This window comes from Parabacteroides sp. AF14-59 (assembly GCF_003479515.1).
Taxonomy (GTDB): Bacteria; Bacteroidota; Bacteroidia; order Bacteroidales; family Tannerellaceae; genus Parabacteroides; species Parabacteroides faecis.
Genome location: NZ_QUHH01000015.1, coordinates 1 through 22,028, shown reverse-complemented (window position 1 = coordinate 22,028; position 22,028 = coordinate 1). Strand labels below are relative to the sequence as shown.

General features: G+C 45.0%; 11 protein-coding genes. 2 read left to right on the top strand and 9 right to left on the bottom strand.

From position 1 onward, the window contains the following. The first annotated feature begins 7 nt into the window (after positions 1-7). Entirely contained in the window at positions 8-1,108 is a 1,101-nt protein-coding gene (locus DWW23_RS16105; protein ID WP_122354303.1) for a YncE family protein, read from the top strand. Position 1,109: 1 nt separating this feature from the next. Next, a complete protein-coding gene (locus tag DWW23_RS16100; protein WP_122354302.1) occupies positions 1,110-2,228 on the top strand; it encodes an ABC transporter substrate-binding protein in 1,119 nt (372 codons plus the stop codon). A gap of 874 nt (positions 2,229-3,102) precedes the next feature. Here the strand turns inward: DWW23_RS16100 and DWW23_RS16095 are convergent. From DWW23_RS16095 to DWW23_RS16055, 9 genes are all read right to left on the bottom strand, one after another. Next, positions 3,103-4,479 (bottom strand): NAD(P)/FAD-dependent oxidoreductase, encoded by a 1,377-nt coding sequence (locus DWW23_RS16095; protein ID WP_122354301.1) that lies wholly within the window; start codon positions 4,477-4,479, stop codon positions 3,103-3,105. A 203-nt stretch (positions 4,480-4,682) separates the two neighbouring features. Then, positions 4,683-6,752, bottom strand: coding sequence for a transcriptional regulator (locus tag DWW23_RS16090; RefSeq protein ID WP_122354300.1), 2,070 nt, complete (start codon positions 6,750-6,752; stop codon positions 4,683-4,685). An 86-nt stretch (positions 6,753-6,838) separates the two neighbouring features. Then, on the bottom strand, positions 6,839-10,057 hold the full coding sequence (carB, locus tag DWW23_RS16085; RefSeq protein ID WP_122354299.1) for a carbamoyl-phosphate synthase (glutamine-hydrolyzing) large subunit: 3,219 nt from the start codon (positions 10,055-10,057) through the stop codon (positions 6,839-6,841). Positions 10,058-10,352: 295 nt separating this feature from the next. Next, entirely contained in the window at positions 10,353-12,173 is a 1,821-nt protein-coding gene (locus tag DWW23_RS16080) for an O-antigen ligase family protein (protein WP_122354298.1), read from the bottom strand. Positions 12,174-12,396: 223 nt separating this feature from the next. Continuing rightward, a complete protein-coding gene (locus DWW23_RS16075; RefSeq protein ID WP_122354297.1) occupies positions 12,397-15,630 on the bottom strand; it encodes an efflux RND transporter permease subunit in 3,234 nt (1,077 codons plus the stop codon). A 12-nt stretch (positions 15,631-15,642) separates the two neighbouring features. Next, the gene (locus tag DWW23_RS16070) at positions 15,643-17,121 is read right to left on the bottom strand and encodes a TolC family protein (RefSeq protein ID WP_122354296.1); all 1,479 of its coding nucleotides are present in this window, start codon (positions 17,119-17,121) and stop codon (positions 15,643-15,645) included. Between the two features lie 21 nt (positions 17,122-17,142). Next, positions 17,143-20,223 carry an efflux RND transporter permease subunit gene (locus DWW23_RS16065; RefSeq protein WP_122354295.1) on the bottom strand — a complete coding sequence of 1,027 codons (3,081 nt, stop codon included), beginning with the start codon at positions 20,221-20,223 and terminating at the stop codon, positions 17,143-17,145. A 130-nt stretch (positions 20,224-20,353) separates the two neighbouring features. After that, positions 20,354-21,442 (bottom strand): efflux RND transporter periplasmic adaptor subunit, encoded by a 1,089-nt coding sequence (locus DWW23_RS16060; protein WP_122354401.1) that lies wholly within the window; start codon positions 21,440-21,442, stop codon positions 20,354-20,356. 85 nt (positions 21,443-21,527) lie between these two features. Continuing rightward, positions 21,528-22,028 (bottom strand): CDC27 family protein (locus DWW23_RS16055; protein WP_233564364.1); only part of this gene is annotated, 501 nt, incomplete at its 5' end.

The window sequence follows — 22,028 nt, the reverse complement described above, 5'->3', positions numbered from 1 at the left end:
ATAAGTGATGAAAAAGAAAAATTTACTGTATGTATCTGCACTTTGTGCTTGTATGTCTTTCTCCTTTATTGGGTGTAGTGATGATGATGATAAACAGGAAATCCCATCTCTTCCGGAACAGATTTCTTTGAATGGAGTCTATGTGTTGAATAGTGGAAACAAAGGGAATAATAACTCTTCGTTGTCATTTTATGATTTCGAGACCAAAAAGGTAGAAGCGGATATCTTTAAGAAAGTCAATGGACGCGGATTGGGAGATACAGCCAACGATATCCTGGTTTATGGCTCAAAGGCTTACATAGCTGTCACTAATTCTAATACAATAGAGGTGACAGACTTACAGGGAAAGTCTTTGAAACAAATTGTTTCCGATGGCGATCCGCTACAGCCACGTTTCTTTACTTGTTATAATGGAAAAGTGTATGTGTCATTGTATGAAGGCTATGTAGCTCGTTTGGATACAACTTCACTCTCAATTGAAAGTAAGGTAAAAGTAGGACGTAATCCCGAACAGATGGCTATAGCTAATAATAAATTGTATGTAGCAAACTCTGGTGGTGCGGATTTTAATACATCTGTAGGATATGATAAAACAGTCTCTGTCGTCGATCTTCTTACGTTTAAAGAAAAGACTAAAATAGAAGTTGTTACTAATCCGGTGAATATGCTGGCTGATAGTCAGGGTGACGTTTATTTGGTTTCTATGGGTAACTACGGGGATATACCTAATACATTTCAGAGAATTGATTCTAAAACAGATGAAGTGACAACAATTACGGAAACGAATGCAACGGAATTTGCAGCTGTAGGCGATAAACTTTACATCATTTATTCACAGTATGATGCTAACTGGAATCAGACTATTTCTTATCTCTGTTATGATGCAATAAACGAAAAGGTAATCAGTACTAATTTTATTACGGATGGAACGGATATTAAAAAGCCTTATAAAATAGGTGCTGATACCCCGTCAAACTATATTTTTGTGACTGAGTCTGATTATGCTACAAATGGAGATGTGTACACATTTAACCCGGCTGGTAAGTTACAGTTTAAATTTGAAGCAGGTCTGAATCCTATGAAAGTGATTTCGGCTGGTAATAAATAAGATGAAGTTTTTTATATCCACCCTCTTTTTACTTTGCTTCACACTTAGTTGCAGTGTGAAGCAAAGTTCTTCTGAAGATCAGTCGTTTTCTTCTGATACTATCCGTTATGCCCGTGGTTTTGCCATACAGCATTTCACTGATTATACATCGGTAGAAGTCCGCGACCCTTGGGATAGTACTCGTATCCTGCAACGTTATCTGTTGGTGGATCGTGGTGCGTCGATGCCCGGTGATTTGCCGAAAGGGACGGTTGTACGAACACCTGTGGAGAATATCGTGGTTTATACCTCCGTTCATGCGGCTATTATCGATCAGCTCGATGAGGTGGATAAGATAATAGGTGTTTGTGAACCCCGTTATATGGATACTCCTGCTATTCAGGATGGTTTACGTGCCGGGAAAATAGCCGATCTGGGCGAGGCTACAGCGCCGAATATAGAAAAGATCATCGATATAGGGGCGGAGATCATTATCGCTTCCCCTTTTCAGAATGCAGGATATGGACCTGCCGAGAAACTGGGTATTCCTATCATTGAGGCTGCCGATTATATGGAGTCGTTGCCTTTAGGACGTACTGAATGGATACGTTTCTATGGATTGCTATTCGGTAAGGAAGCGATGGCCGATTCAATCTTCCGGGAAACGGAAGACCGTTATCTGAAGTTGAAGGAGCTGGCAAAGACAGTCACTAATCGCCCGACCGTTATCTCAGAGAAGAAATTCGGCTCTTCCTGGTACATGCCGGCGGGAGACAGCTACATAGCCCATCTGTATACCGATGCCGGTGCCGATTATATATTTAAAGATCTTCCCGGAGCAGGCAGTACACCTCTGTCTTTCGAGACCGTGCTCGATAAAGCCATCCATGCCGATATATGGCTGATCAAATATAATCAGGCAAATGATATGACATACAAAGACCTGCGTACCGAGTATACTCCCTACGAGAACTTTGATGCCTTTAAGAATCGTCGGATCTATACCTGTAATACAGGTGTTGTTCCTTACTATGAGGAGTTCCCTATCCATCCGGACTATCTGTTGAAAGATCTGGTGTGGGTATTCCATCCCGAACTATTGCCCGGTTATACGCCGCGTTATTACCGAAAGATGGAATAACACAATTCTTCCTAAAAGTTTTTCGGATTTATTCGTTATTTGCAATAATAACTTGTAATATCCTGTTTCTTAGAATATAACGCCATTGCAAATGCCTCTTTTGTTTGCAATGGCGTTTGTTATTTGTTATATACACAAAGTTTTCAAAAAAGTATCTGCCATCTGTCACTTGATGGTGTAATATTCATGTTATCAAGTAATAAAGTGTTGCAGATGCTTCTTTTTATCTGCAACCTTATCTGTCATCTGTCACCTGCATTATTGAGGAAAACTATGTGTAAGTAGGTAGGCAACTGCCTGTTAATAGGGGAGATACTAGCACAAAAGTCCCGACCTATTAAAGCTACCCCGTACAGGGTAGCCTGATAGAGTGTACAGATTGGTTTTATACGATGTACAGGGTAATTTGCCAGGGTGTACAAGGTGGAAATAATATCTCAGATCTTAGCATTTAGTTCCTCCCGTCTTAATACATAAAAGCTGCTAGAGGGGCTTCTACTATCTCCTTGTTGGTATTACAATTTCTTACTTTTAGAAAGATTTGAGCTATATATCCAGTTTGTATTAAGGAACGCAGATGGCGCAGACGAGCGCAGATAAACGCAGATAATATATTGTTTTAAAGAAAATAAAAAGTCTGCGAGCGTCTGTGTATTCTGCGTCATCTGCGTCCCCTAATACGATCTGAATAGGTTCAATTTTGATAATAACTGTCAACTGTCACTTGTCAACTGTCAACTACAGAAATGAAACATTTCTGTAATTAATTGAATCTATTGCCAGCAAAATAACAAAATCCCCGGCCTCAAGGACTGAGCCGGGGATTTTCTGTAGTTTGGCATTTGAATTATAGGGAGTTGTTATTTTTGGTCCGTTACGCGTAACCATTCAGCATTCCGTAGAAATACATCGGTTTTAACATGTAAACTTTCAGTAACCAGGCCGCCCATTGTTCTTTTGATGTGTCCAGCATGCTGAACGGGAACGAGGTCTCCGGTTTTTTATCATAATTGAACTCGCACAAAAGTACGTGTCCATAGTCTGTAACGATCGGGCAGGCAGCGTATCCGTCATATTTCTCAACGGGTTCTTTGCCTTCCATCAGCGAGATCAGGTTTTTAGCAGCTACCGGCACTTGTTTACGTACAGCGGCAGATGTCTTACTGGTCGGTATACCCGCCACATCCCCTAAGGAAACGATGTTCGGATATGTCTTGTGTACCAGTGTCGTTTTATCAACCATCACCCAGGCATCGGCAGCCAATTTGCCTTCTGTCCATCCCAGTCCGGCTTCGCGAACAAAATCCGGAGCCGACATAGGCGGTGTGAAGTGCAGGAAATCGTAATCTTCTATGAAAGGAGTGATCACTTTTTCTTCTCCTACTGTTTCCACCTTTTCAAAATGTACTTGTTTGGCTGACGTATCAACACCTTTTACACGCACGTTGAGATTGATGGGAATATTACGTTCCTTATAAATCTCCAGTAAGCGGGGAGTATAAAAAGGAATATCATACAGCTCTTTCGCTGCCGTGAAGTAATCCAGTTTCATGTTATCCCGTGTACCCCGTTTGCGGTTGTAATCGTCTGTCAGTAAACAAATCTTTTTCGGTGCTCCTCCGCATTTATGCTTCGTGTAAGTATCCGTATAGATACCGCGTCCGCCTGTCTTGGAGAATTCCTGAAACGCTTTCCAGGTTTTTTGCGCACCTTCGAAATCATATATACTATGAGCGTTGCCCACTCCTAAAGTATCGTGTGTAATACCTTCGACTTTTTCCCAGTTCGTTTGTACTCCCGGGGTCAATACCAAAAAGTCGTATGGTACTTTTCCGTTATTTTTAGTTGTTACCTGGTTCATCACCGGATCGACCGCAGCAACAGAATCTTTGATCCATTTTACTCCGCTGGGAATACAATCCTCTTGTTTCTTCCATACATCGTCCGGTTGATAAACTCCGGAAGCGATTAAAGTGAAACCCGGTTGGTAGAACTGTCGGTCGCTCGGGTCGATTAATGTAATATCCGGATTATCCAGCCAGTGCATCAAACGTGCTGCCATGCTGATTCCGGCAGCCCCTCCGCCGATAACGACGATTTTTCCTTTCGCATTGCTTGAGAATGCGTGAACTTGTTGTGTACCCGCAGCAGTTATAACGCCTGCTGCTGTTAATATTTTGAGAAAATGACGACGACTGATACCGTGCCTTTCCAACTCTTCCAGCTGCTCTTCCACATCGTGTTTCATCATGTCTATAGAAATTAAGATTTAAATGCACTGGCAAAGGAAATACATTTGGAAATATTTTGGCGAAAAAGTACTACTACACTACTTGCGCAAATGTTTGGAGTAAGGGAAATGACTACATCAACGCTTTCTCATAGCTACTACAAGGTTTCTTAGTAGTCTGTAATTTAGTTGTTTAGGTAAATACTAAATATAGAATAATATTTTTAGTAATTCATAAGGAAGTCTATCAGATTGGTGTCTCCATCCAGTGACAGACGCTTTCTTAACCGGTAGCGTCGCAATTCTATTGCACGTACGGATACATTTAGCAGGGATGCGATTTCTTTTGTAGATAAATTCATACGAAGCAAGCAGCAGATACGCAGGTCTCCGGTCGTTATATCATCATATTGCTGGCGTAAGCGGTCGATGAAATTACGATGTGCACTGTTGAAATGTGTCTCGAATAAAACCCAGTCCGCCTGATCGTTCAGTGACTCTTCCATCAGGCTTTTCATTCGGGCATAAAGTTTGTTGGGATAACGGTCGCCCAATATCTCTTTCTGATGCTCCAGCTCATCCAACAGCTTTTGTACAGCCTGGTTTCGTTTTACCAAAGCGGAAGTCTGTAAAGACAGTTCATTGTTCTTATTCTGTAATTGGGCTTCCAGCATCTTGCTTTTCATCTCCTGTATTTTCTGCTCTTCTGCCTGCCGTTTGGCATCCAGCTTACTCTTTTCTTCCCTTTGCAGGTTTTTCAGGTGATAACTGAGCGTATATTTAGCGATCAGGGCTGTGGCAATGATGTAGATCAGCCATGCCCAGATCGTATTATACCAGGGAGGACGTACTGTGATCGGAATAGCGATCTCCGGGTACGGACCTTTTACCACGTATTTACGTATCTTAAGCTGATATTTGCCTTCCGGAAGTTGCAGGAAGGAGATCTCTCCCCCCTTTTGCCAGGGTGACCAGGTGGAAGAAACACCTTCTATCATATAGCTGATCTGGTGGTTCGGGGTAAAAATCGTACTGCCTACATACACAGTCAGCTCCTGAAAGTTATGTGGAAGCGTGATTTTCTCGGAGTTTACAGGCAGGTTATGATCACCGTTTTTATCGATATACTTTATTTCCGATATCTTTAAAGGAGTCGAAGAACCGAGACTGCCCTCTATCAGTTCGCGTATATTCACCAGCAAGACGCCTTGCATGGCAGAGATCAGATGAAGCGAATCGTTCAAAGGGTATATCTTACGATCCCTGTTGACCAGGTTCATATTATAGTTGCTGAGCAACAGGCGGCATTTTAAAGTTCCTTTGCCCCCGTCATTGTGGAATAGAGCCGCTTCGTTCTTTGTGCACAGCCAATACAGGTTATCACCGATCGGATAGATCTCTTCCGCATGGGCAAATTCGCCCAATGATTCGGGATCATTGAATACATTCTTGACTTGTAGCGAATCGAAAGCTCTGTTTTGCGGGAGGTTATGGAATGTTTCTTTCTTTATATCGACCGGTTCGAAGTTGTCTCCGGCTTCCAGTGTCCTTTTGAAATATCCTACGTTGGTCTGTATATACAGCGTGTCGTTGAACAGTGTCGCATTCTTTAACTTTCCTATCTGACTCCGTTTCCCCAGTTGGATCAGTGGAGATGAGAACGATATTTGCGAGATCCCGTTGTCGAAAGCGATCCATATCTGTTCCGCATCCTGGATGCAGATAGCCCGTATGATATTGTCGGGCAGTGATTGGTCATGGGTGGACAGATGGCGCAGGATCGTCCCCTCCGGGCTTGTGATATACAATCCGTTATTAGTCGTTCCGATAAAATACAGATCGCCGATCGTCGTGAAGACGGAAGGCTGGGCATGCAGTATCTCGTCGGGAAGAACGAACGGGATAGGGGCGGGAGGTTCTTTGAATTTGACTTCGGCAGGTATTTTAGTCAGTTTATGATAGCGCATCACTCCCAGATGATCGCGTGTCCATCCTCCGAAAGAATTTTCGCTGATGGTATAGATCGTGTCGTTCAGGAAGGTGACGCCGTTTATGATGGCATTGTCCGGTGTCTTATAATGTTTCCAGGTGTTTCCGTCGAATGTAAGCAAGCCAGAGTTATTCGCTACATAAAGTACGCCGTCAGACGCGACCGATAAGCCCCAGTTCTGGCAACTGGCTTTATAATCATCTACAGTAAAGTTTTTAACGAAAAGATTAGGGACGGCTACCGATGCATGCGCGACGAAGAATGTCAGCATGAATGTCAGGAACAATAACGGTAGTCTGTACATAGGCACGAATTAAAATTAAACATGTAGAGACAAGGTAAAACCCTGTCTCTACAGTATTGTTGCCACAAATATAATAAAATATTTGCTTATTTGTAATCCTGCCAGTCTTTGATCTGGATATCTTTTACATCCATTGTGCAGAATGCTTCGATAAATGCACTAGCCAGACGAGCGTTGGTGATCAATGGGATATTATGATCGATCGCTGCACGGCGGATCTTGTAACCGTTGGTCAGCTCGCGTTTGCTATGATCTTTCGGGATGTTGACAACCAGTTCGAATACATGGTTGCTGAACATATCCATGATATTCAGGTCGCCCTGTTCATCCGGCCAGCATACGGCTGTAGCTTCAATTCCGTTTTCATTCAGGAATTTAGCGGTTCCGGCTGTACCATAGATCTTATAACCCTTGTCATTCAGTAAACGGCAGGGCTCCAGCAAATCGACTTTACTTTTGGCTGCACCTGAAGAAACCAGGACATTCTTTTTCGGAATATTATTACCTACAGCGATCATGGCAGAAAGCAAAGCTTCGTTGAAATCGTCGCCGATACAACCTACTTCACCGGTAGAGCTCATATCCACACCCAGTACAGGGTCAGCTTTGTGCAGACGGGCGAATGAGAACTGAGACGCTTTTACACCGATCCAGTCGATATCGAAAGCACTCTTATCCGGTTTTGTATAAGGAGCATCCAGCATGATGCGTGTTGCCGTTTCGATGAAGTTGCGTTTCAGCACTTTTGAAACGAACGGGAAGCTACGTGAAGCACGCAGGTTACATTCGATGACCTTCACGTCGTTGTTCTTTGCCAGGAACTGGATATTGAACGGTCCGCTGATGTTCAGCTCTTTAGCGATCATCTTGCTGACCTTCTTGATACGGCGTGCTGTTTCGAAGTAAATTTTCTGAGCCGGGAATACCAGTGTAGCGTCACCGGAGTGAACTCCGGCAAACTCGATATGTTCGGAGATTGCATATTCTACCACTTCACCGTTCATGGCTACTGCGTCGAATTCGATTTCTTTTGCTCCCTGCAGGAACTCAGATACGACAACCGGATATTCTTTGGATACTTTTGCAGCCAGATCCAGGAATTCGATCATCTGTTCTTTGTTGTGACAAACATTCATGGCAGCACCGGAAAGCACATAGGAAGGACGGATCAGGATAGGGAATCCTACCTTTTCGATGAAACCGTCGATCTCTTCCATACTCGTCAATTCTGCCCATGCCGGCTGGTCGATATTCAGTGTATCGAGCATGGCTGAGAATTTATGGCGGTTTTCAGCACGGTCGATCGACAGCGGAGAAGTACCCAGTACCGGAACGTTCTGGCGATACAGTTTCATTGCCAGGTTGTTCGGGATCTGGCCACCTACGGATACGATCACACCCTTCGGCATTTCCAGGTCCATCACATCGAGTACACGTTCGAAAGAAAGTTCGTCGAAGTACAGACGGTCGCACATATCGTAGTCGGTAGAAACCGTTTCCGGGTTGTAGTTGATCATGATCGACTTGTACCCCAGTTTACGTGCAGTCTGTGCTGCATTTACCGAACACCAGTCGAACTCTACGGAAGAACCGATGCGGTAAGCACCCGATCCCAGGATCACCACACTCTTGTCGTTCTTGTAGTAAGGGATATCATGTTCGCTACCGTCGTATGTCATATACAGGTAGTTAGTCAGTTCCGGATGTTCGGAAGCGATCGTGTTGATACGTTTTACGCTCGGCAGGATACCCATTTTCTTACGCAGGTTACGTACACGGATATTTTCTTTTTCCATGTTGCCTTCCGGCTCTTCTACATAACGTGCAATCTGGAAGTCGGAGAAGCCCAGGCGTTTTGCTTCTTTCAGAACATCTTCGGGCAGATCTTCAATCTTGTTATATTGAGATAATACTTTCGTATAGTCTACGATATTCTTCAGTTTTTCGAGGAACCACGGAGTGATCTTTGACAGTTCGTGGATGCGTTCTACCGTATAGCCTTCTTCCAGTGCTTTTGCGACAGCGAAGATACGCAGGTCGGTCGGGTTAGCCAATGCATCGTCCAGGTTGTCGAATTCCACGTCGTTGTTTCCAACGAAACCGTGCATACCCTGTCCGATCATACGCAGACCTTTCTGCATGATCTCTTCGAAGCTCTTACCGATCGACATGATCTCGCCGACAGATTTCATGCTTGAACCGATCAGACGGCTTACACCGACGAATTTAGTCAAGTCCCAACGCGGGATCTTCACGATCATATAGTCAACTTCCGGAGCTTTATAGGCTGAGTTCGGAGTTCCCATTTCGCCGATTTCATCCAGGCTGTAACCCAGTGCCAGTTTGGCTGCCACAAAAGCCAGAGGATAACCGCTTGCTTTGGATGCCAATGCGGAAGAACGGCTCAGACGGGCATTAACTTCGATCACGCGGTAGTCGCAAGTATCAGAATTGAATGCATATTGAATGTTACATTCGCCTACGATACCCAGGTGGCGGATTGTCTTGGTCGACAATTCTTTCAGCAGGTCCAGTTCTTTGTCTGTCAATGAACAGGTAGGAGCAACCACGATACTTTCACCGGTATGTACGCCCAGCGGGTCTACATTTTCCATGCTTACAACGGTGAAGCAATGATCGTTTTTATCGCGGATTACCTCGAATTCAATTTCTTTCCAGCCTTTCAGCGATTCTTCCACCAGGATCTGTGTAGAGTAAGCGAAAGCGCTTTCTGCCAGAGTACGCAGTTCTGCTTCGTCTTTGCAGATACCGCTACCCATACCGCCCAGTGCATAAGCGGAACGGATCATTACCGGGAAACCGATCTTGTAGGCAGCTTTTACTGCATCGTCCATCGTTTCCACAGCCTGGCTTACCGGAGTTTTTACGTCGATTTCATTTAATTTCTTTACAAACAGGTCGCGGTCTTCTGTGTACATGATCGCTTCAACAGAAGTACCCAGTACCTTTACGCCATATTTGGCAAGTGTGCCACTGGTGTATAACTGAGTTCCGCAGTTCAGGGCAGTCTGGCCACCAAAAGCCAGCAGGATTCCGTCCGGTTGTTCTTTTTTGATCACTTCTTCAACAAAATACGGTGTGATAGGCAGGAAATAAACCTTGTCTGCTACCCCTTCCGATGTTTGAATAGTTGCAATGTTCGGATTCAGCAATACGGTACTGATACCTTCTTCTTTCAGTGCCTTTAATGCTTGTGAACCGGAGTAGTCAAACTCGCCGGCCTGTCCGATCTTCAGGGCACCCGAGCCCAGAACAATCACCTTTTTGATTCCAATCTTCGACATAGTAATTGGGTTGTTTTGTTTATTAATTTGATTTTATAGAATATTATACCTTATAATAATCGCCGTTTCGGGACACAAAAAAAATGCGTTAGTAAAAATAACCAACGCATCCTATATAAACAAATTATAATCCCGTAAATTAAAGAAATGAGCTTCAATGTCCGGCGTTGAACCGGAGATAAACATCGGATTACACTTTTGTACCTTATTTGTCATGAAACTCTTCCTTGCAAAATTTCGGCAAAGATAGGGGTTATAATTTTAATGTGCAATAAAAATGAAGGGAATCGTGGCTTTAAAATGACTGCTCCCGAAGAAGTTGATAGACTTCCTCTTTCATTTGTATGGTTGTTTTACTGTTCACTACCGGTTTTTTCGTCAATACGGAGTGGGCCGCCAGCCGTAATTTCTCCGGATGATAGTAATTGGTTTCTGCATACAACTTAGTCAATCTGTAATAAGTCTCGATTTGTTCCGGAAGGATATGCAGGCATTGCAACAGATACTTCTCCGCCTGTTTGTACAGGCCGAGTTGCTGGTGGCTTTCTGCCAGGATATAATAGAATTCCGGATTGGCACTCAACCGGATTGCCCGGCGACTCCAGACGATGGCATCCGAATATTGTCTGCACTGCAGAAAACACCTGGCCCCTTCATGCAGGAATTCTATCTTATGCGAAAGATGTGGGTAGAGACACACATATCCTTGTGCAGCTATTTTTTGTTCGTCTTTTTGTCCCAGTGTCTGTAGAGTTTTCCACTCTTTGTATGGCTCATAGTAACTTCGCTGTCCGAAGAACAGGATACAGGCGACTAATGCGGCAAATGCTCCGATATGCGGACAGTTTTTCGGTGAAGACTTTTGTATGCTCTCCGGTCGTGTGACGCACATCGCCGAGAAAAAAATGAGTAATATCCAGAACGACGGTAATTGTAACGGATAAGAATACATGGAGAAGAGCGATAAAGCAAGGATCGCACCGGTAGCCCCGACTTGTTTGTTCTTTAGTCCGTAATAAAGGCAGAACCCTATCCACAGGGCAAAAAGAAGCAACCCGGCGACTCCGAATTCAAGCCCCATCTGTAGATAGTCGTTATAGGCGAATTTGGGACAGCCGGCTGCTGCGAGTTCTGTATCCGATGCTTTTCCCGATGCAAAATAATCAGCTTGTGTCTGGGCAAATAATGCCGGGAAGCCTCCCATGCCAGTCCCTGTAACGGGTTGGTTCAGGATCGCCTTAGTGGTTACGTTCCACATCAGCATCCGGTTGGCGGATTGGTCGGGATGAAAGATCCCACCCAGAGTGGGGAGTAATGAAATGATCAGAAACAGGATGACACAGCTGAAGATCACGCTCTTGTTATGCCTGATCACTCTCTTTTTCAATAATTCCCATCCCGATTTTCTAAGGAAGAAAACCCAGCAGCAGGAAGCTCCGGCTGCCAGCCATGCCGGTCGGCTCATTCCCCCCGGAAGGGCTATAATAATAATCGCTATGGCAAAGACCGCCAGATAGAAAACCATGGTTCTTGCTTCCCACCAGGCCATCTTGTCACAATTGCGGAATCGTAGAGCCAGGTTCAGGCAAACAGGTAAAATGATCGCCAGATATCCGGAGAAAGGGGTCGGGTTGAAAAGAAGCCCGTCCGCCCTGAGAAGCGGATGAGCCGTAGAAGGAGAGCCGTATAAATGTCCCATTCCCCAGATCGCTTCAAATATGCCTGTACATATAAGTATAGACATAAAAAAAAGCCTTAGTTCGGAATGAGTTTGCAGAACGGCCCGTAACATAAACCATAGAGTGCCTATTTGACCGGCAAAAAGGAGTCTTTCGGGTTGAGGGTCAAGTTCACGGTCATACGTGAACAGGATAAGTACAATAAACAGTAATAAAAGCCCATCGGGTAATGAAAAAGTAAAGTTGCTTTTTTTCACTGTGGCTTCCATAAATAAAACACTGAATGCTAGTAATAAAATAGAGAAATGAAACCAGAATATTTTTCCGGTGATGGTTCCTTCAGCGATTTCAGGATTGGCCGCAAACACGATGCACAAAAGTAACGCTCCGCTCGTAGAGAGGGATAATAGTCGTAGATACTTAAATAAAACTTTCATCTTTAATTTATTTTAGGGTGATATCGGACTCCACTTCTGTAAAATTTTAGAAGATGTTAATTAAAATGCATCAAGCTCTGACGTCCTCTTTTTTATTACTCATCAGCTCCTGCATAAAACATTTAAGACATAAGAAGGGTTTGGATAATTAACAAATCGTCCAAGATTATCACAAAATTAGGAAAGAAAAACAGTTATTAGTGGTTAATTCTTTACAAGATGATCATTTCTTTAACGTGAAAATAGGCAGGTATATAAAGATACCCAGGATGGACATGGTCAGTCCTCCGATCGTACCGGCGGCCAGTGGGAACCAGAACGCTTCTTTATCCGGGCCTAGCATGAACGGGATGAATCCCAGTATAGTAGAGATTACAGTAAGGAAGATCGGTGTTATTTTGGCATTCCATGCTTTCAGGTATAATCGCCAGAGAGGCATTCTCGGTTTGGCTTCGCGTAACTGGTTGAATTCGTTCAGTATGTAGATACTGGCGTTTACCGTAATACCGCATAACAAGACGAACGAGGCAAATCCTCCCTGGTCGAAATTCAGTTTGAACCAGTAGAACGTCAGGAACACGCCGATATAAGATATCGGGATTACGAAGATAACTGCCAACGGCTGTTTCAGTGAGTTGAACAGGATACTGGTGGTAAAGAATATGATAACGATGATCAACAACAACAGCAGGTATTGTTTATTGTCTTTCGTATTCCAGCTCCAATAATAACTATCCGCTTTGGCGGTATAGCCCATTGGAAGCGAAGCATTGAACTCTTTCAATACACGGTCCCGTATTTTGTTTCCCTGGTTGGAAGCGCCGATGTACTCATACTGAAGGCACAGGCGATATTGTTGGTTTACTTTGGCTACCTTCTGTGGCATCTGTCCTTTTTCGACGGTAGCCAGCTCCGCCAGTTTATAAGGTTTACCCTTGATGCTTTGGGGAACATACTGCATGCTCCAGACGTCATAGTCTGTGGCCTGGCGTGAACTGAGTTTCAATTTCTCCGTTTCATTATCGACAACGATCGTGCCGCTGTAAATATCTTTTCCGAACACCGGATTAATAGAGGCGAACAGTTCGATTGGCAGAATATTCTCCTGTGCCATCCGTGCCTTGTTCAGATTGAAATAGAACTCCTGGTAATCGTCTTTCCACCAGGAAAACTCTGAATTGATAAGTACTTCTTTAATACGCCGGAAAGTGAGAAGCTGTCCTTTCAGTTGTTCTGCCCATTCGTACAATTCATCATAGTTATATCCGTACATCTCGATACGGAAGGAACCGGCACTCTCCCGTACGTCATTATTGAATCCCTGATCCTGAAGGCCATATACACCCCAGCTACCGCCTCCCAGTTCCAAAGCCTTGCTGATGATCTTGCTTTTAAGCGTATACGGGAAGCCGCTCCGTTCTGCCGCTTTGGTGAAATAGATACGTATTCCGGCTTGTCGCGCGCTGTATATATTCGTCTGGAACTGGCGGATATCTTTGAAAGTACTCAAGTAGGCTTCCATGCGTCCCATCAACTGGTTCATCTGTTCCAGCGTGGTACCGTTCGGCATTGATGCAGTGACGGAAAGTACTGTTTCGTCGTTGCGGGTAAAATAACTGCCGTCGTACACTTTTTGTACAAAGAGACGCAATGTTCCTCCCAGCGCTTTGTCGATGACCGGTTTCACTTTCTCTTTATAAGTTTCACCGGAAACGATTTTGTTATATTTCTCTATGAGTAATGAGTCTGTTGCCGTATATGTCTTTTCTTTATCGTCCATCTCGATTTTCTCAGGAAGGAGAAATACAGGTAATCCGAAAGCCAGAACCAATATAACACATGCCGTCTTTTTCCACCGGCAAAGGAAACTGATCTGTGCCCGGTAATACCGGTTGAAATAGACCGGGAATCGTCTGAGCGCTCTGTTACCCCATTTTCTGATCCGGGCAAAACGGACTGTTTTGGGTTCAGCCGATAAAGCAGCTTTTCGTTTTGCATTTTTCTTTTGTCCTAATCCCAGCTTCTCGATCAGGGCAGGAACAAAGAACAGGGCGATAGCCAGTGATACCGCCAGGTTGATGATCACCACGGCTGCAAAATCCTGCAGGTTCAACCGTATCTTTTCATCGAGGAAGAAAATGATGACAAGTGCACCGATAGTCGTCAACGTAGCCGTCAGGATAGAAAGGAAAGCCTTTCGGTTGTGGCGGTTACGTATATGGTCGGTCATTACGATCGTATTGTCTATCACCAGGCTTAACGAGATCGTGACACCGGCCAGTGAGTAAAGCTGCATCTCAAGTCCTGCCAGATAAAAGAAAATAACGGCAATACAAAGATTCACGCTCAGGCTGACAACGATCAGGAACAGGTAACGTACATTCCGGGTGATCAGCAGAACGAACAGTAACAGGATCAGGATAGTAAGCCCGGTACGTATGTAGATCTTGTTCAATTCATTCTGGATGAATTCGGTCGCATCGTAGCTGGTATGTATCTCGTATCCCTGCGGTAATAACTGGCGGATATGTTCCATTTCCTTTTTTACCTGCTTGGCAAGTTCCAGCTGGTTAGCCGTTTCTTCTGCCCGGATAGAAAGATAGATCGAGTTCAGCCCGTTGATACGGTAATAACTTTGGGGGGCTTCTTCCTGCCGGGTCACTTTCAGCAGTTGGTCCAGGCGGATCAGTTTTCCCTCTTTACTGGTCACGGTGATGTGGGAAGCGTCGAAACCGTTCTGTACATCATCCGGTATCAAGGCAAGGCGTATCCATTCCTCCTGTTCATTCGTATTCATATTTCCTGTTCCCAGGAACTCTTTATTATAGTACTGGCCGATGGCTGTCTGTATATCCGTGGTCGTGATGCCGAGCGAAACGAGTTGCCGACTGTCGTATTCCAGACGCCATTCCATAGGCGTAGCCCCCCGCACGTCGATCCGGTAGATGCCGGAAATACTGGCCAGACGCGGCTTGATCTGATCTTCGGCGAACCGCTGGATAAAGATAGGTGTGGCTGCCGCGTTCAGTGTATAAGTCATGAAAGGTCCTGATTCCTTGTCATCTGGTCGGCTCATTTCCAGTATCGGATAACTTAATCCGTCGGGTAGGCTCGGCCATGTCTGGCGGACGATCGTCGATGCCTCGAAGCGGGCGGCGTCGATGTTCGTATGCTTATCCAGTTCCAGTGTCACATACCCGAAACCGTTACCGGAGGTTGAGTTGATCTCCTTAATCCCTTTGATACGTGCCAGCATTGCTTCCAGCCGCGACGTCACTTCCATCTCGATCACACGAGCCGAGTTACCGGGCATGCTGTAGCTGATAGTCAGCCTGGGCAATGTGCGTGAGGGAGACAACTTGATCGGTAGGAGAGGAATGAAAGCCAGTCCTGTCAACGCCACACAAAGAAAGGTGACGATGATCGTAAAGGATGATATTTTAGGAGATGCACTCATTGAGTCTGTTACTTATAGTCCGTGCGTGAAATCGAATTCCCGGGCAAGCGATATGCCTGTTTCGAAATCATGTAATGTCAGTTTACGTATTTTGAAATAGCTTAGCCAGTAATTTTGCAAAGCGGAGATGTAATTACGCTGTGCCTCCTGCTGGCGGTTTAATGATAAGGTCAGGCTGCTGATGTCTGCCTTTCCGATCATAAACCGTTGCTTGGTTTCGGCATAAGCCATAACCGCCAGGTCCAGCGCCTCTTCCGCGCTACTGATCAGATTCTGCTGGATATTGAAATCGCCGACTGTCATGATCACGTCTTCCTCCACGCTCAGTTCCTCCTGGCGAGCCGATATCTGTGTCACGTTCAGGTTGTTTTTGGCGATATTGTGCTTACCCTTCCGTACGCCCCAGTCTACGAGGGGGATGGAAACGGATACGGATACAACATCCTGTTGCAATGGATTACGATAGGCTTCTTTCATTTTATCAGCTACCTGGTTAAAACCAATGCTGGCATTGATAGAGGCATTGAACATAGCTTCTTTTTTTGTCTTGTCCACCTGCTGCTCCGCTTCCAGTATCTGCTGTTTCATGTCGAGAAATTTCGGGTTGTTCTCCCGGGCGAGTGTCAATGCTTCGTCAACGGAGATCTGCATGTCTTTCGGACGTCCCGGAAGGCGTAACCGTATTTCTGTATTTTTATCGAAGTTGAGGAATGAGGCCAGGCTGAACATGGCTCTTTTCAAGGCTATATCTGCATTTTGTAATGTATTACGCGCGTTAACGGCATCCAGTTTCAGTGTCAGCAACTCGGCTTTGTTGATAGCTGCGATCTTATGCCGTTCCTGTCCTGTCCGATATAGAGTATCTGTTGAAGCTACATTCTCTTTTGCCAGATCATATTCTGCCTGTGCCATAGCTAAAGCAAAAAAGTAAGAGGTAGCTTGTTCACTGATATTTTCGATATTGTATAACATTTCTTTTTTAGCCTTCTCGTATTTGAGGGGTTCGATCTTCCGTTCCCACCGGAAAGGATTGTAACCCAGTAGACTTTGGCTGTAACCAATCCGAATAGGGACAGTGGTATATTGATTATAAGTGTTTTCACCAAAATTTCGCATATATCCCAGTTCCGAGTCCAGATAAAAAGTACCACCCAGAAGGTCGAAGTTCTGTTTTACCTGAAGGTTCCCATTGGCGTAGAAGGATTGTTGCGTACGATATTCTTCTGTGTTTTTATCATAATTATATCGTTTCGTAATATCCCGGTAATACTGCGCCGGTGTCAGGTTCAGTGTCAGACTCGGCAATCTCCCTGCCTTGAAAGTCCTGTACTGCCAGTAACCTGCCAAAAACATATTCTTTGTCCTGAATGCCTCCAGCGAACTATCCGCCGCCAGCGAAATCGTCCGTTCGAGCGACAACGTGAGTGGCTGGGCACACAGGTAACCCGATGTGAGTAATAGAAACAATAATAAGAGCTTACATATCTTCATAACGGCATTATATAGAATTCGTTAAACTTCTGTTTGTTTTTCAGTAACTACTTCGTTTACATCATGTTTCCGGTAAATGAACCAGTAAACCAACGGGATGATGAACAAACTGACGGCTGTACCGATCAGCATGGCTGAGATCATGGCGATGGAAAGCGGCTTTTGGAGTTCGCTACCCATATCGAACGAAAACAGCAACGGCACCATACCGAATATGGTTGTCAGGGATGTCATGATGATAGGACGCAGACGGCGACGGCCGGCTTCATGAATCGCTTCCATCAACGGTACGCCCTCCTTCCGTAACTCATTGATCGCATCCAGTTTCAGGATGGAGTCATTGATAATGATACCGCAGGTCACCACAATACCGATGGCACTCATCAGGTTCATCGTATGTCCGCATATCCAAAGCACCAGCAAAGAAGCTGCTACGTCGATCGGGATCTCGATAAGTACGATCAATGGTTGCAGGAAACTTTCGAACTGTGCAGCCAGGATAAAATACATTAACAAGATAGATATCAGTAAGATCACCACCAATTCGCTTAACATCTGTTGATTGGAGAAGAAACTACCGGAGAAATCGATTTCCCATTTCTGCCCGCCCAGCTTTTTCACTTCCTCCATCAACGGTTCCGCTTTCTTTACATCATAGAAACTGAACGGGATATATTCACCGTTCTTTCCGGCGGTGATCGTCTTCAGGTCTTCCCCTTGTGTCACTCGTACCAGCGATTGTAGCGGGATATATTGGGTCTTTCCGTTTTTGTCTGCCTGCGTCTGTACCAGCGTTTGTTGTAGAACGTCGTTCACCGTTTTCCCGTCACCGGCAAGAGCGATGGGAAGATACTGCTGATAGGAGCGGAGGGTTGCTACTTCATTTTCTTTGAAAGCCGTTTTCAATAAGCGGTATACCTCGTTATAGTCCACTTTATAAAGTAGTAACTTCTGTCTGTCGATGGATATATTCAACTGGTTATCGAAAGCGACACCGACCGGAGCAATACCGGTGGATGTTTTCATCTGCGATTCCAGTTTGTGTAAAGACTGAGCTTCCGGAGCCTCCGCCTTGTTGCGGGCATAAAATTCGGCTACGATATCGGCCTCACCTGTCACAAACAACTTTTCGAATACCGTTATCGGAGGTGAGAAAGAGAATACCGCTTCCGGATAGTTTTTGTTCAGCCATTCGGTGATCTTTTCCTGTAAAGGAGCTATGGCTGAAGTATTTTCTGTCTTGAAATATAATTCGGCTTCCGATGCGGACAACTCCCTGTCGCGGTTCAGCAGGAATTGTTGCTGTCCGACGTATGAAGTATATTCTTGCACATCTCCTGCAACTTGGTTGAATAATTTATCCACCCTTTCCCGGTTCTCATCGATATGGATGTTTTCATTCCATTCTATATGGGCGATCAGTTCGTTTTCGTCGATCTCCGGCATTCTACTTTTGGGTACTTCGTAGAACAATAGGACGCATAACGGAAGTGTAACCAGGATAAACACGATATTCACTTTTTTGTGACGGAATACGAAATCGACTCCCGCATCATAAAAACGATCCAGCGTATGTTCCTTGATCAGATTGTTTATCCGCAGGTTAAAGCCTGTGTGCTTGATATCCGGAATGCTGTAGACTAATTTGTAAAGTACGGGAAGCAACATGATACCCGTAAAATAGGAAACCATCAGTCCGACCGTCACGGCAAATGCCTGGTCATAGAAAATAGCTCCGGCAATACCGCTCATAAATACCAACGGAACAAATACGGCAATGGTCGTCAAGGTTGAACTCAGCATCGGCGTGATTACTTCGGAAGTCCCTTTGGAACAAGCCTCTTCCAGTGTGTACCCTTTCGATCTGTATTGCATAATATTCTCCGTCACAATGATCGAACTGTCGATCATCATACCCAATGCCAGGATCAATCCGGAAAGGGAGATGATGTTCAGCGACATCTTGAACATATAAAAGAACAGGAAGCTGATGATAAGGCTGACTATCATACTCAGGCCGATTACTGCCGGGCTCTTGATGTCCCCGAGGAACAGGATCGCCACGATACAGATAAAAATGAAACCGAGCGACAGGTTCTGTTTCAGGTTGGAAATAGTATAATCCAGCAATTCGGTCTGGTTGCGGCTGATGCTGAAATCGATATCCGGATAAACCGTTGCGAAATATTCCGTCACTTCCTGCAATGCCTCCTTCATATTATCCATATTTTCGTCCGCCTGCTTGATAACGGCCAGTGTGACCGCCCGTTTCCCGTTCGAAATGGAGGCGCCTGTCTCCATCTCCGGTACTACGGCTATTTTTGCCAGTTCCTTCAACTGGAAAATACGGTCGTTTTTGCGGATATAGATATTCTGCACATCTTCCGGTGTGCGGAGTAATGTAGAGAATTTGATATTGTATTCATAATACCCGTCCCGTACGGTCATGCTACCCGGTTCGATATTGTTCGAATTGAGTGCCGATTCCAGATCGTTCAATGTGATTCCCGCCATTTCCAGCATCTTGATATCCGGTACGATCTGTAACTGCCGTTTCAGCATTCCCGTAATATCCACCATCGCCACCTCCGGCAATTGTTCGATGCGTCGTTTGATCACCGTTTCGGCAAACTGGCAAAGATCGAGGAAGGCTGCTTCGCTGTCACCCGTTTTCAGTGTCAGGTTCAGGCAAAAGACAGGAATATCGGTAGCGCTTGCCTTGATCACCCGCGGACGTTCTACTTCACGTGGCAGATAGTTCATTGCAGCATCGATCTTTTCGTTCACTTCGATGAATGCCAGATCGGTATTGGTCCCGAAATCGAAACTCAGTCGGATGATACCGGCACCGTCGCGTGTCTCGCTGTGAATATCGCGTAAGGCAGACACCTGCATCAGTTGCTGCCGGATCGGTTTGACAACCGTATTTTCCAGTTCGCGGGCCGATGTATTCTGTCCGGATACCTGTATGGTGATCTCCGGTATTGCAATATCCGGCAACAACGATACCGGGATGGTAAAGTAAGTCACCAACCCCACGATAAAACAGGCCGTGAAAGCCATCAGTACCGCGATAGGACGTTGTAGTAAGAATTTAACCATAACTTTTATAGTTGACAGTTGACAAGTGACAGTTGACAGGTGGAGACACCGGTGGATGTCGCTTGTGTTCTATGTTTTATATTTGTTTATTCATCGGGACTATTTATTGTGTTAAGCTAACTGTCAACTGTCACTTGTCAACTGTCAACTTCTCGATGATGGTTACCGGAGCCTCATGTGCCAGGTTAATATTACCGCTTGTAATAACGATATCATCCTCTTTCAAGCCGTCTGCGATCGTATAACTGTCTGCATTTTCCAGGCCGGTATGCACATAAGTCCAGTATGCTTTTGTCTTTGTGCTGTCCAGCACGAACACCACCTGTTTTCCCGAACGCAACACCACCGATTCTTTCGGAACGACCAGTTGTTTACCCAGTGAGCGGTGGATACTGACACGTACGTTCATGCCTTCGAATAGTTTACCCTTGTCCGTAACTGCAGCTTTCACCTGTACCATACCGTTTTCATCCACCAATGGATTTATTTCGGTGATTCGTCCTTCCGCTTTGGTATCGTTCAGGGCAAAAGGAGTGACTTCGACCCGGTCGCCGTTCTTTATCAGAGGCAATTCATTTTCCAGAACGGTAAACGCCGCCTCCAGACTGCCCGGATCGATGATCGTGCAGAATACGTCGGATGTAGAAGCGGTATTATATTGTTTGGCAAACAGGTTGGCTACAATGCCGTCGAAAGGAGCCGTCAGCACAGCGTTCCGTTCTTCATATTCGGCGAGCTGATGTTGAATCAGTGCCTGGTCGTAACCACTCTTTACCCGGACAAGTTGCATGGTTGCAGGGGGAACCTTTGCCGAGTCTGCCAGTGAGTATCCCTGGCCGATCAGTACGTCCTGCAGTTCCAGTTTGGCACGTTCCAATGCATCTTTAGCCGTAGCCATTTTGTTTTTCAGCCGGAAAGTGGATAATTCAGCGAGCTTTTGCCCTTTACTCACCCGGTCGCCGTTCTTCACATAGATCTCTGCAATCGGTTCAGCCGATTCGAACCGCAGGTCTACATGGCGGCGTGCCGACAATTTGCCGTTACTGATCAGTTCGTGGTTGAAGTCACTAGCCTTTAATGTCATCACGGTTACCTCGTTGGTTTCGTCCGGTAAAACCGTTTCGACAGTTTCTTCTCCTGCGCTGTTGTCTTTTTTCTCACCGGAGCAGGCTATCATTCCGGAAAGAATCAGTATTGCCAGCAAATTGTAGTATTTCATATTCATATAAGCTATGATTCAGTTTTCAATTTCCAAATATACAAATTTATTGTTACGATGTTATCGTAATTCGTGTATAAATAAATTAATTACGATTTTCCCGTATGTTTTTGAGCATCTTTTTAACTTCCGTTCTCATTTCGCGGATAGCTGTGCTCTCCACTTTCGGCTCTTTTGTCAGTACGGCATCAGCCGCTTTGATAAACTTATCTTCCTGAAAGAAAGCCGTTTCTGAGTATAGTTTAGTTAACAGATAATAGGGGTATATCCGTTCCGGCAGTATTTCTATTGCATGTAGCAATAAATTTTCTGCTTTCTGATAATTTCCCAGGTCCTGTTCATTTTTTGCCGCCATATAATGTATCATCGGATCACCACTCAGTTTCATCGCCCGTTCCAACAACCGGTTCGCCTCTGCAAACCGCTCCGTCTTACTCAAGCATTGCGCTGCTTCAAACAGTAGTTCCGGCTTATGTCCCATCAACGGTACCAATTCTTCATACCCGTCCGCCGCCGCTTCATAAGCTTTGCTGTTGTATAACATCTTCAATGTATTCCATTTCTTATACCCCTGGTAATAGCCTTT